The organism is Salmonella sp. SJTUF15581 (genome assembly GCF_043356775.1).
Classification (GTDB): domain Bacteria; phylum Pseudomonadota; class Gammaproteobacteria; order Enterobacterales; family Enterobacteriaceae; genus Salmonella; species Salmonella enterica.
In genome coordinates, this window is sequence record NZ_JBEUJY010000001.1 from 554,202 (window position 1) to 566,826 (window position 12,625).

At 55.9% G+C, this 12,625-nt stretch carries 12 protein-coding genes and 1 riboswitch; of the genes, 3 read left to right on the plus strand and 9 right to left on the minus strand.

All coding sequences use genetic code 11. The features are described from left to right. Positions 1-233: 233 nt before the first annotated feature. Positions 234-1,079 (plus strand): arabinose operon transcriptional regulator AraC, encoded by an 846-nt coding sequence (gene araC / locus ABVN36_RS02645; protein ID WP_000852385.1) that lies wholly within the window; start codon positions 234-236, stop codon positions 1,077-1,079. A 118-nt stretch (positions 1,080-1,197) separates the two neighbouring features. Then, positions 1,198-1,965 (plus strand): DedA family protein, encoded by a 768-nt coding sequence (locus ABVN36_RS02650; protein WP_001148369.1) that lies wholly within the window; start codon positions 1,198-1,200, stop codon positions 1,963-1,965. Positions 1,966-2,003: 38 nt separating this feature from the next. On the opposite strand, the gene thiQ is transcribed toward ABVN36_RS02650, so the two are convergent. From thiQ to sgrR, 4 genes are all read right to left on the minus strand, one after another. Continuing rightward, positions 2,004-2,711, minus strand: a complete 708-nt coding sequence (thiQ, locus tag ABVN36_RS02655) for a thiamine ABC transporter ATP-binding protein ThiQ (protein ID WP_000915962.1) — start codon at positions 2,709-2,711, stop codon at positions 2,004-2,006. Next, the gene (gene thiP, locus ABVN36_RS02660) at positions 2,695-4,305 is read right to left on the minus strand and encodes a thiamine/thiamine pyrophosphate ABC transporter permease ThiP (protein ID WP_000235639.1); all 1,611 of its coding nucleotides are present in this window, start codon (positions 4,303-4,305) and stop codon (positions 2,695-2,697) included. Before thiP ends, thiQ begins: the two co-directional genes overlap by 17 nt. Continuing rightward, complete coding sequence (gene thiB / locus ABVN36_RS02665) at positions 4,281-5,264, minus strand: thiamine ABC transporter substrate binding subunit (protein ID WP_000915326.1); 984 nt, start codon at positions 5,262-5,264, stop codon at positions 4,281-4,283. The genes thiP and thiB overlap by 25 nt, the downstream gene beginning before the upstream one ends. A 31-nt stretch (positions 5,265-5,295) precedes the next feature. After that, positions 5,296-5,395: riboswitch (TPP riboswitch) on the minus strand. 46 nt (positions 5,396-5,441) lie between these two features. Further along, entirely contained in the window at positions 5,442-7,100 is a 1,659-nt protein-coding gene (sgrR, locus tag ABVN36_RS02670) for an HTH-type transcriptional regulator SgrR (protein WP_020898376.1), read from the minus strand. Between the two features lie 92 nt (positions 7,101-7,192). Between sgrR and sgrT the strand changes: the two genes are divergently transcribed. Next, a complete protein-coding gene (gene sgrT, locus ABVN36_RS02675; RefSeq protein WP_001248755.1) occupies positions 7,193-7,315 on the plus strand; it encodes a glucose uptake inhibitor SgrT in 123 nt (40 codons plus the stop codon). Positions 7,316-7,648: 333 nt separating this feature from the next. Here the strand turns inward: sgrT and leuD are convergent, their stop codons facing one another. From leuD to leuL, 5 genes are all read right to left on the minus strand, one after another. Next, complete coding sequence (gene leuD, locus ABVN36_RS02680) at positions 7,649-8,254, minus strand: 3-isopropylmalate dehydratase small subunit (RefSeq protein ID WP_000818267.1); 606 nt, start codon at positions 8,252-8,254, stop codon at positions 7,649-7,651. Between the two features lie 10 nt (positions 8,255-8,264). Continuing rightward, entirely contained in the window at positions 8,265-9,665 is a 1,401-nt protein-coding gene (leuC, locus tag ABVN36_RS02685; RefSeq protein WP_023139004.1) for a 3-isopropylmalate dehydratase large subunit, read from the minus strand. Positions 9,666-9,667: 2 nt separating this feature from the next. Beyond that, entirely contained in the window at positions 9,668-10,759 is a 1,092-nt protein-coding gene (gene leuB, locus ABVN36_RS02690; RefSeq protein WP_000042336.1) for a 3-isopropylmalate dehydrogenase, read from the minus strand. Beyond that, positions 10,759-12,330, minus strand: a complete 1,572-nt coding sequence (leuA, locus tag ABVN36_RS02695) for a 2-isopropylmalate synthase (protein ID WP_000082820.1) — start codon at positions 12,328-12,330, stop codon at positions 10,759-10,761. The genes leuB and leuA overlap by 1 nt, the downstream gene beginning before the upstream one ends. 87 nt (positions 12,331-12,417) lie before the next feature. After that, complete coding sequence (gene leuL / locus ABVN36_RS02700) at positions 12,418-12,504, minus strand: leu operon leader peptide (RefSeq protein WP_001575587.1); 87 nt, start codon at positions 12,502-12,504, stop codon at positions 12,418-12,420. Between the last annotated feature and the right edge of the window lie 121 nt (positions 12,505-12,625).

Genomic DNA, 12,625 nt, shown 5'->3' on the forward strand with positions numbered 1-12,625 from the left:
CAAAGTGTGACGCTGTGCAAATATTCAATGTGGACATTCCAGCCATAGTTATAGACACTTCTGTTACTTAATTTTATCGCCTGAACTGTACGCTTTTGTTACAAAGCGCTTTTCACAAGCGGGGTTGATACGTGCTTTCATCAAGCGCAAGGTCTTGCGGAGACGTAAGCACTGTCGTCCTGGTCAATATGGACAATTTGTTTCTTCTCTGAACATCGGGGGGTAGAGAAATCATGGCTGAAACGCAAAATGATCCGCTATTGCCGGGATATTCATTTAATGCCCATCTGGTCGCCGGACTGACGCCAATTGAAGCGAATGGATATCTGGATTTTTTTATCGATCGTCCATTGGGCATGAAGGGATATATTCTTAACCTGACCATCCGCGGAGAGGGCGTCATTAATAATAATGGCGAGCAGTTTGTGTGTCGGCCAGGCGATATATTATTGTTTCCGCCGGGCGAGATTCATCACTATGGACGGCATCCGGACGCCAGCGAGTGGTATCACCAGTGGGTTTATTTCCGGCCTCGCGCCTACTGGCAGGAGTGGCTGACCTGGCCGACAATCTTTGCCCAGACAGGATTTTTCCGCCCGGACGAGGCGCGCCAGCCGCATTTCAGCGAACTGTTCGGGCAGATCATCAGCGCCGGGCAAGGGGAAGGTCGCTATTCTGAGCTACTGGCGATCAATCTGCTGGAGCAGCTGTTGCTCAGACGTATGGCGGTAATTAATGAGTCGTTGCATCCGCCGATGGATAGCCGTGTGCGCGATGCCTGCCAGTATATCAGCGACCATCTCGCGGACAGTCATTTTGATATCGCCAGCGTCGCCCAGCATGTCTGCCTGTCGCCCTCCCGGTTATCGCATCTGTTCCGCCAGCAGTTAGGCATTAGCGTATTGAGCTGGCGCGAAGATCAGCGTATCAGCCAGGCGAAACTTCTGCTTAGCACTACGCGAATGCCGATAGCGTCCGTTGGGCGCAATGTTGGATTTGACGATCAGCTCTATTTTTCGCGGGTATTTAAAAAATGCACCGGGGCAAGTCCTAGCGAGTTCAGGGCCGGATGTGAATAAAAAGTGAATGATGTGTCCACAAAGATGTCATAAGCCGTAACTATTCGGATAATTGACGGCTTGACGAAGGGGGACGGGGTAAGCAGAATCCCTGCTTCATCACGCTGACGGACACACTATGCAAGCACTGCTGGAACACTTTATCACCCAATCCACTCTGTATTCGCTTATCGCCGTGTTGCTGGTCGCCTTCCTGGAATCGCTGGCGCTGGTGGGGTTGATTTTACCCGGCACGGTACTGATGGCGGGGCTGGGCGCGCTTATCGGCAGCGGCGAGCTCAATTTTTGGCATGCCTGGCTGGTGGGTATTATCGGCTGTCTGATGGGCGACTGGATTTCGTTCTGGCTGGGGTGGCGCTTTAAAAAGCCGCTACACCGCTGGTCTTTTATGAAAAAGAACAAGTCGCTGCTGGATAAAACCGAACACGCGCTGCATCAGCACAGTATGTTCACGATCCTGGTCGGACGTTTTGTCGGTCCGACGAGGCCGCTGGTGCCGATGGTGGCAGGGATGCTGGATCTTCCCGTGGCGAAATTTATTGGGCCGAACTTGATTGGCTGTTTGCTGTGGCCGCCGTTTTATTTCCTGCCGGGCATTCTGGCGGGAGCGGCAATCGATATTCCTTCCGATATGCAGAGCGGAGATTTCAAATGGCTGCTGCTGGCGACGGCGTTGCTGCTGTGGGTCGGAGGCTGGCTATGCTGGCGGCTGTGGCGCAGCGGCAAAGCGGCAGTCGATCGTTTAACCGCGTATTTCCCCCGCAGCCGTTTGCTGTATCTGGCGCCGTTGACGCTCGGGATCGGCGTGGTCGCGCTGGTGGTGCTGGTTCGCCACCCGCTGATGCCGGTATATATCGATATTCTGCGCAAAGTTGTGGGTTACTAACGATTCCTTTGCCGGATGGCGGCTTCGCCTTATCCGGCCTACAAAATATGGGATTTGATGCCCAATAGCGCTGAGGCGCTGGCTTGACCGCTTAGTAGCTCGTCTGTTTTGCCTTGCCACGCAATGCGTCCGTCGGCCACGACGATTGACCGGGGCGCAATTCGCGCCGCATCTTCCACGCTGTGCGAGACCATCAACAGCGTGAGCTGTCGCTCGCGGCAGATATCGCTGACCAACGTCAGCATCTCCTGGCGCAGCGCGGGATCGAGCGCGGAGAACGGTTCATCCAGCAGCAGTACCGGCTGTTCACGTACCAGGCAGCGCGCCAGCGCTACCCGCTGACGCTGGCCGCCGGACAGTTCGCCCGGTAAACGCGTCATCAGACTCTCAATGCCCATCTGACATGCGATAGCGTCCCGTTTTTCCCGCTGGCTGGCGTTGAGCGTTAACCCGGGGTTTAGCCCCAGACCGATATTTTGCTGCACATTCAGGTGGCTGAATAAATTATTCTCCTGAAACAGCATTGAGACCGGACGGCGTGAGGGCGGCGTAAGCGTATGATCGTCACCGGCAATCAGTAACGTACCGCTGGCAGGCGCAAGAAAACCGGCAATTAAATTCAACAACGTGCTTTTCCCCGCGCCGCTGGGGCCAAGAATCGCCACCTGCTCGCCGCGTTCTACCGCCAGCGTAAAACGCATCGGCAAATGATGGTAAAGCCAGGTGATATCAATCAGTTTTAGCATGTCGGCCCGGTAGTTTCTCTATGAGGGTAAATAACGTAAAGCAGAGCAGCAGCAGTATCAGCGCGGTCACCGCGCCGTCCTGGCTGCGGTAGGAGCCGATCTGCTGATACAGATAAAACGGCAGCGTGCGGAAATTGTCATTGCCGAAAAGCGCGACGACGCCAAAATCACCGATAGAAAGTACGCAGGCAAACGCCAGCGCCTGCGCCAGCGGACGTTTCAGCGCCCGCAGTTCCACGACCTTTAACCGCGACCAGCCTTCAATTCCTAATGACTGGCACAGCATTCCATAACGGGCGGTAATATCGCGCATTGGGTTTTCCAGGACTTTTAGCGCGTAGGGGATTGCCATCAGCGCATTGGTGAAAATCACGATGCCGTCGGCGGATTCCGGTAAGCCAACGCTGTTATTGAGCAGTAAAAAGAAGCCTGTCGCCAGCACGATCCCCGGCATCGCGAGGATCAACATTCCGCTGAGTTCCAGCGTTTGTCCGGCGAAGACTTGCTGGCGTTGGCGTAGCTCGCGGCTACTCCACAGTAGCATCATGGTCAGCACCACACACAGAACGCCCGCCGCCAGCGCAATGCGTAGCGATGTCCAGACAGCCTGCCACAGAATGGGTTGCGCCAGCACCTCCGGCAGGCTGCGGTTGACGCCATCGACCACCACGGCGACCAGCGGCGGAAGCAGCAGCAGCAGCGCCAGCACGATTAATAAGGCGTCCGTCAGACGGCTGTGGAGACGATCATCAGGATCGCGCCAACCCTGCGTCAGCGTCATCCCCGGCGCAATCGCTTTGCTCAGCCGTTGGCTTAGCAGTACCAGCGCCAGGCAGCAGACCATCTGGATTAATGCCAGCATCGCCGCGCGGGCGGGATCGTAGTCATAACTGAGCGCCTGAAAGATAGCCAGCTCGATAGTGGTGGCCTGCGGGCCGCCGCCGAGCGACAGGACCGTTGCGAAACTGGCGAAGCAGAGCATAAAAATCAGCGCCGCGACGGGCGGAATTTGGCGGCGCAGCCACGGCCATTCGACAAAGCGGAAAAAATGCCAGCCGCGCATACCGAGCTGGGCGGCGAGCTGGCGCTGCTCGCCGGGAATGCTTTCCAAAGATTGCAGCAACAAACGGCTCGCCATTGGCAGGTTAAAAAAGACGTGCGCCAGTAAAATGCCCTGCAAGCCGTAGGGGGAGAATGTCCACTGAAGCCCCAGCATCTGCCACAGCGAGGCCAGCCAGCCCTGACGGCCATACACGCTAAGAATGCCGAACACGGCAACCAGTACCGGCAGAATCAGCGTCATGGCGCACAGACGCAGCAGCGCCAGACGTCCAGGAAAACGGCGTCGATAAAGCGCGCGGGCGAGAAAAACCGCCGGGACCACAGACAGCACTGCGGACAGAAACGCCTGCCAGAATGAGAAGCGCACCACATGCCACAGGTAGCTATCCCGCCAGATTGTCGACCACGCGCCCGACGGCGCGTTCAGCCAAAGCGCCAGAAAGGCCGCCAGCGAGACGGTTATCATCAGCGCGGCGGCGCACAGCCCCGGAATCAGCCAGCCGGGAATTAACGGCTGACGGCGCGTTGCCATTCGCTAATCCATGCCTGGCGTTGTGCTGCCACCTGTTGCGGCGTGAATTCCAGCGTTGTGGCGGGTTTGGCCAATGATTCAAACCCTGCGGGTAAGGCGACGTCCGCTACCGGGTACATCCAGTTGCCGGTGGGTATGGCGTTCTGAAACGCCGGAGAAACCATAAATTTGAGGAATTTCTCCGCCAGTTCCGGCTGCTTACTGGCGACGGTACGCGCCGCGACTTCTACCTGTAAGTAATGGCCTTCGCTGAAGTTCGCGGCGGCGTAATTGTCCTTCTTCTCTTCAATAATGTGATACGCCGGAGAGGTGGTGTAACTGAGCACCAAATCGCTTTCACCTTTCAGAAATAAACCGTAGGCCTCGCTCCAGCCTTTCGTCACCGTCACCGTTTTGGCCGCCAGTTTTTGCCAGGCCTGCGGCGCGTTATCGCCATAGACTTTGCGCATCCACAGTAACAGCCCCAGCCCTGGCGTACTGGTACGCGGGTCCTGATAAATCACCCGCCATTTTTGATCGCTCTCGACCAGTTCTTTCAGGCTTTTCGGCGGATTTTTCAGCTTGCTTTTATCGTAGACAAAGGCGAAATAGCCGTAATCGAACGGCACAAATGTGTCGTTTTTCCAGCCGCCGGGCACCTTGACCGCCTCATTCGCCACGCCGCTTTTGGCAAAGAGTTTAGTTTGCGTGGCCGCTTCCAGCAGATTATTGTCCAGCCCCAACACCACATCGGCTTTGCTGTTCTTCCCCTCCATCCGCAGGCGGTTGAGCAGTGAAACGCCATCCTCCAGCGCTACCAGTTTCAGCTCGCAGTTGCAATCGGCTTCAAACGCTTTTTTCACCGCCGGGCCTGGCCCCCAGTCGGCGGCGAACGAGTCGTAGGTATAGACGGTGAGAACGGGTTTGGCGAAAGCAGGCGCCGCGCACAGGAGTAAAAGCGGAAGATATTTTTTTAACACTTTGCACCTCAGTTAAAGAGTGGCAAAGGACTTGAGAGGTAGCCTCAAATCCCTTCGCCGGCATTATCCGGATCAGGTTCGACGGGTATTTTCTCAGCGCGCGCATGAGCGCGGCACCCCGTTGAGTTCGGCGTTAGTGTAGTGATTTTGTTGCCGGGCAGCAATCAAGAGCTGGCGTTAAGGATCTGGCGGCGCAAACCACGCCGATTTAAAATCAAACCAGCCGAGGGTATTCATGCGCAGCCCGCGCATACTGCGTTGTCCCTGGATAATCAGCCAGTGGTGGATCAACGGCACAATCGCTTTGTTGGTCAGCAGCTGCTGGCACCAGTTCGCCAGGTTCATCTCGCCAGCGCGCCACTGCGCGGCGTCGCCCTGCCAGTCGCGCGGAATGCAGTTCTGCAAGAGCGGTACTTCGCACAGGTGCGCGAACAGCGAGAAATCCAGCGGTAGCGTAAAGTTAGCGCTATTGAGCCAGATATCGCTTTCGATGTCGCCGGCGTGCCATTGATCGTAGTCGATCTCCTGAATATGCAGATGCACCTGATGTTCAGCCAGAAGCGCGCTCATGATACGGGCGATAACCCGGTGCTCAATGTGTTCGCGATAGAAGGTCAGCGTGAGGGTTTCCAGCCCGGCGGGTTTTTCGCCCGGGCCTGGACGGGCGTGATGCCAGCGCGGTAAAAGCCCATAGGCCGGGAACCAGAGCTGCTGTAGCGGTTCATCGGCATGATAGAGTAAATTGGTGGGGGAGAGGACGTGGCTTACCCATTCTCTGACCTGCGGATGCGCGCCGCGCGGCGTCCTGGCGTCGAATAGCAGGTAATAGCACCCCTCTTCCAGTCGGCTTTCTATCGCTTTTTCACCGCCTTGTATCGGCCCTTCCAGCATCAAGCCGCAGGCCGGTTCTTCACTGATATCCGGCAGTACCCAGACGTTCACTTCGTCTATCAACGCCCGGTAGCCGAAGTAATCATCAAAGGCGAGTATCTTGAGCTGGTTTGGCGTATTACGCCGCACGGCATAAGGCCCGGTGCCGATAGGGTGGCTGGCGAAATTAGCCAGCGTTTCCCACTCCCGCGGCAAAATCATCGCCGGGACCTGGCCCAGCAGCCACGGCAACCAGCGATCCGGCTGGGAAAGATGAATATCCAGCGTCCACGCGGTAGGGGAGTCTATCTTTTTGATGTGCGAGTAAAGCGGAAGCGTATTGATACGCGTCAGCGAGGCGATGACATCTTCCATCTCCAGCTCGCGGCCATGATGAAAATGAATGCCGGGGCGCAGGTAGAAGCGCCACAGTAAAGGGGAAATTTGCTGCCAGTGGTGCGCAATGTCCGCTTCCAGTTCCCCGTTTTCCTCATTTACCCGCGTGAGCGAACTGAAAATTTGCCGGGCAATATGGGTTTCCGAGCGACGTAATGCGGTTCCCGGCAGGAGATTGTGCATCGGACGATAGTAAAGAACCCGCAGAATATGCCGCCCCTGGCGGAAGCTGCGTCCCAGATGGGAAATCAGCATTTGCCTGACAGCGCTTTTATCGCCGACCAGTTGTACCAGTTGATCGATTCGATCTTGTTCCAGCAGGTCTTCCGCCCGCTGCTGTTGCAGCGCCAGTCCGGTATACAGGAACGTCAGACGCGAACGCTTTCCGCGTCCAACCTCGGCTTCCCATGTTAGCCAACCGCGCGCCTGCATCGTATTTAGCAGCGTACGCATATGGCGACGCGAACAGTTCAGCAGATCCGCCAGCTCATTAAGCGTGGTGTCTTGCGTTTTACCGTCACAACATTGCCAGAGACGGATAAATTGTTGTTGCAGGCGACCTGAGGGCATAAAAGGGGAACTCCGATGAAAAACTCAGCAATTTTATTATCCCTATATTAGGCCAATAATATCTTTCGATGAAGCAAGAGGAAGAGGTCACTATGCGCCAGTTCTGGTTGAGATATTTTGCCGCGACGGAAAAAACGTCCTGGCTGGCTTGCCTGAGCGCGCCGCAGCGCTTAAAAATGCTCGCGGAACTGATGCAGTGGGAGGCGACCGATTGAAGCCAATTGCAGACATCATGTGTGACTGAGTATTGGTGTAGGCGATAGCCTAAAATCACCCGCCAGCAGATAATATCTGCTGGCTTTTTTTATTTCGGCTGTTTCTGGATGACGATGATGGGACGGCGTCTCAACGGGATTTATACGGCGGTTTCTGTGGTCACGCGGGGGGACCGGGCGAGTAAAAGACGTATAAAAAATGCCGGAATATCCCCGGCATGAGCGACTGATGAGTAACCCGGAGCTTGATGGCGCTACGCTTATCAGGCCTACAGGATATAGTGGCAACCTGGTGATATTGCATAACCTGTAGGCCCGGTAAGACATCAAGGGTTACCGCATAAATGCCGGTTGTTTATTTTCGTAGGCGGCAATCGCGTCTTCGTGCTGCAGCGTCAGCCCAATGCTGTCCAGACCGTTCAACATGCAGTGGCGGCGGAAGTCGTCGATTTTAAAGCTGTAGGTTTTATCGCCTGCTTTTACCACCTGTGCTTCCAGATCCACTTCAAATTTAATGCCCGGATTGGCTTTCACCAGAGCAAACAGCTCATCGACCTGTGCGTCGCTCAGGGTTACCGGCAGCAGTTGGTTGTTAAAGCTGTTGCCGTAGAAAATGTCGGCGAAGCTTGGCGCGATCACCACTTTAAAGCCGTAATCGGTCAGCGCCCACGGCGCGTGTTCGCGCGACGAGCCGCAGCCAAAGTTTTCTCGCGCCAACAGAATCGACGCGCCTTGATATTCCGGAAAGTTCAACACGAATTCCGGATTTGGCTGTTGGCCCTTTTCGTCCAGGAAGCGCCAGTCGTTAAACAGATGGGCGCCAAAACCGGTGCGCGTAACCTTCTGCAAAAACTGTTTAGGGATAATTGCATCGGTATCGACGTTGGCGGCATCCAGTGGGACAACCAGGCCGGTATGCTGGGTAAATTTCTCTGCCATGGTAGTTTCCTTATTTGATGCTGCGAATGTCGGCGAAGTGGCCGGTAACGGCGGCAGCGGCGGCCATCGCCGGGCTGACTAAATGCGTGCGACCCCCGCGGCCCTGACGGCCTTCAAAGTTACGGTTGCTGGTGGATGCGCAGCGCTCGCCCGGGTTCAGGCGGTCATTATTCATGGCCAGGCACATGGAACAGCCTGGTAAGCGCCATTCAAATCCTGCTTCGATAAAGATCTTGTCCAGACCTTCCGCTTCCGCCTGCGCTTTCACCGGACCTGAACCCGGCACCACCAGCGCCTGCACGCCAGGCGCAACTTTGCGCCCTTTGGCGACTTCCGCCGCCGCGCGCAAATCTTCAATACGCGAATTGGTACAAGAGCCGATAAAGACTTTATCGATAGCAACGTCCGTTAACGGTACGCCCGGCTGTAAGCCCATATAAGCCAGCGCTTTTTCGGCGCTGGCGCGCTCAACCGGATCGCTAAAAGAGGCGGGATCGGGGATGATGTCGGTGACGGAAATCACCTGGCCCGGATTCGTGCCCCAGGTCACCTGCGGCGCGATCTCTTCTGCTCGCAGGGTGACGACAGTATCAAAGGTCGCGCCGTCATCGGTTTTCAGCGTTTTCCAGTACTCGACGGCTTCGTCAAAATCGCGGCCCTTCGGTGCGTGTAAACGTCCTTTTACGTAGTTGAAAGTGGTTTCATCCGGGGCGACCAGACCGGCTTTGGCGCCCATCTCAATCGCCATATTGCACAGCGTCATGCGGCCTTCCATACTCAGCGCGCGGATCGCGTCGCCGCAAAATTCAACCACGTGCCCGGTGCCGCCGGCGCTGCCGGTTTTACCGATGATCGCCAGCACGATGTCTTTGGCGGTAATGCCCGGCGCGGCGTTGCCCGTGACTTCAATCTTCATGGTTTTAGCGCGCCCCTGTTTCAGGGTTTGCGTCGCCAGTACATGTTCTACCTCAGAAGTGCCGATGCCGAAGGCCAGCGCGCCAAACGCGCCGTGGGTGGCGGTGTGGGAGTCGCCGCAGACGATGGTCATGCCCGGCAGGGTGATGCCTTGTTCCGGCCCCATCACATGGACGATGCCCTGATACGGGTGATTCAGGTCATACAGCTCGACGCCGAATTCGTTACAGTTCTTAATCAGCTCCTGCATCTGGATACGCGCCATTTCACCGGAAGCATTAATGTCTTTAGTCTGCGTCGAGACGTTGTGATCCATCGTGGCGAAGGTTTTCCCTGGCTGACGTACCGGACGATGGTGCGCGCGCAGACCGTCAAACGCCTGCGGAGAGGTGACTTCATGCACCAGGTGGCGGTCGATGTACAGCAGCGGCGTTTCGTTTGGCGCCTCAAAGACCACGTGGGCATCAAATAATTTTTCGTATAACGTTTTGGCCATGATTACACCCCTTCTGCGACATAGCGGGCGATAATATCGCCCATCTCATCGGTACTGACTGCGGCAGCGCCCCTGGCTAAATCGCCGGTGCGAACGCCCTCTTCTAATGCGCGATTGATCGCCTGTTCAATGGCCGTTGCCGCATCGTTGGCATCCAGGCTGTAGCGCAGCAGCAGCGCCAGCGACAGGATCTGCGCAATTGGGTTGGCGATATTTTTCCCGGCGATATCCGGCGCGGAGCCGCCAGCCGGTTCATACAGGCCAAACCCTTGCTCGTTCAGGCTGGCGGAGGGCAACATCCCCATTGAGCCGGTGATCATGGCGCATTCGTCGGACAGAATGTCGCCGAACAGGTTAGAGCACAGCAGTACGTCAAACTGTGACGGGTCTTTAATCAACTGCATGGTGGCGTTATCGATATACATGTGCGCGAGTTCCACATCGGGATACGTTTTCGCGACATCATTGACGATTTCACGCCACAGGATAGAGCTTTGCAGTACGTTGGCTTTATCAATAGAGGTGACTTTACGGCGGCGTTTACGCGCCGATTCAAAGGCGATACGGGCAATGCGCTCGATCTCAAAGCGGTGATAAACTTCGGTATCAAAGGCTTTTTCGTACTGACCGCTGCCTTCACGGCCTTTTGGCTGTCCGAAATAGATCCCGCCGGTCAGCTCGCGCACGCACAGGATATCGAAACCGTTAGCGGCGATATCGGCGCGCAACGGGCAAAATGCTTCCAGTCCCTGATACAGTTTCGCCGGACGCAGGTTACTGAATAATTTGAAATGTTTGCGCAGCGGCAGCAGAGCGCCGCGCTCCGGCTGGCTTTCCGGGGGCAAATTTTCCCATTTCGGGCCGCCGACGGAGCCAAACAGAATGGCATCCGCCTGCTCGCACCCTTCAACGGTGGCTTTCGGCAGTGGATGACCATGATTGTCGATAGCAATACCGCCGACGTCATAGCGGCTGGTGGTGATACGCATATCAAAACGGCTGCGTACCGCATCCATAACTTTCAGGGCTTGCGCCATGACTTCCGGGCCGATGCCGTCGCCCGGCAATACGGCAATATGATAGTTCTTCGACATTACACGGTTTCCTTGTTGTTCTCTTTATTTTGAGCTTTGCGTTGCAATTCTTTTTCAACTTCGGCGGCGCGCCAGATATTGTTCAGTACGTGCACCATCGCTTTGGCGGAGGATTCGACGATATCCGTCGCCAGCCCGACGCCGTGGAAGCGGCGACCATGATGGTTCACGACGATATCGACCTGACCCAGCGCGTCTTTGCCCTGGCCTTTGGCGTTCAGGTCGTATTTAACCAACTCAACGTCGTAACCGGTGAGGCGGTTAATCGCCTGATAGATGGCGTCGACCGGGCCGTTGCCGTTCGCCGCCTCGGCCTTGATCTCTTCACCACAGGCCAGCTTCACGGAAGCGGTGGCGATATCGCTGGAGCCGGACTGCACGCTGAAGTAATCCAGACGGAAATGCTCTGGTTCTTCTTGCTGTTTATTAATAAACGCCAGCGCTTCCAGGTCATAGTCGAACACCTGGCCTTTTTTGTCCGCCAGCTTCAGGAACGCGTCGTACAGGTGGTCCATGTTGTAGTCTGTGTCCTTGTAACCCATCTCTTCCATGCGATGTTTCACGGCGGCACGGCCAGAGCGGGAGGTCAGGTTCAGCTGTATCTGGTTCAGACCGATGGACTCTGGCGTCATGATTTCATAGTTTTCGCGGTTCTTGAGGACGCCATCCTGGTGGATGCCGGAAGAGTGGGCGAAAGCGCCGCTGCCGACAATCGCTTTGTTGGCCGGGATCGGCATGTTACAGATCTGGCTGACGGTCTGGCTGGTGCGCCAGATTTCGTGGTGATTGATGTTGGTGTGTACGTTCATGATGTCTTTGCGCACTTTAATCGCCATGATCACTTCTTCCAGTGCGCAGTTACCGGCACGTTCTCCGATACCGTTCATCGCGCCTTCAACCTGACGCGCGCCCGCATGTACTGCCGCCAGCGAGTTGCCTACCGCTATCCCTAAATCGTCGTGGGTATGAACGGAGATGATGGCTTTGTCGATATTGGGGACACGTTCATACAGGCCGGAAATGATTCCCGCGAACTCAAACGGCATGGTATAGCCCACGGTATCGGGAATATTAATGGTTCTCGCGCCGGCGTTTATAGCGGCTTCCACCACGCGCGCCAGATCGTCAACAGGCGTCCGGCCAGCATCTTCGCAGGAGAACTCTACGTCATCAGTGTAATTACGCGCCCGCTTAACCATGTATACCGCGCGTTCGATGACCTCATCCAGCGTGCTGCGCAGCTTGGTGGCGATGTGCATTGGCGAGGTGGCGATAAAAGTATGGATGCGAAACGCGTCGGCGACCTTCAGCGCCTGTGCCGCGACGTCGATGTCTTTTTCTACACAACGCGCCAGGGCGCAAACGCGGCTGTTTTTAATGGTGCGGGCGATGGTTTGGACGGATTCAAAATCACCCGGAGAAGAGACCGGGAAGCCCACTTCCATGACATCAACACCCATGCGCTCAAGGGCCAGGGCAATCTGCAGCTTCTCTTTCGCGCTCAGGCTGGCCTGTAACGCTTGTTCGCCGTCGCGTAAGGTCGTATCAAAAATAATGACTTGCTGGCTCATGATGTGGTCCTTGTCTCCAGGGGCGCCTTGCGTCAGGCATAAAAAAACCCGCGCAACGGCGCGGGTTTTGTTTGACTTCGAGCTGACTTAATGTTGAATGCCGCCCACCGGTCTACCGCGCACAATAAATGCGTTGAGTAGTAGTAGCCCAGTGAAACGAACGATATGTGACATTAATTCAGCTCCAGCGAATGCGTTATGCTTTTAGTGGTACTGGATATGCCGTTTAATGTCAACTCTATTTTCTGTCGCCATTGCATTTTGTTGACGATATCCGGATACGTACTTTAGCTAA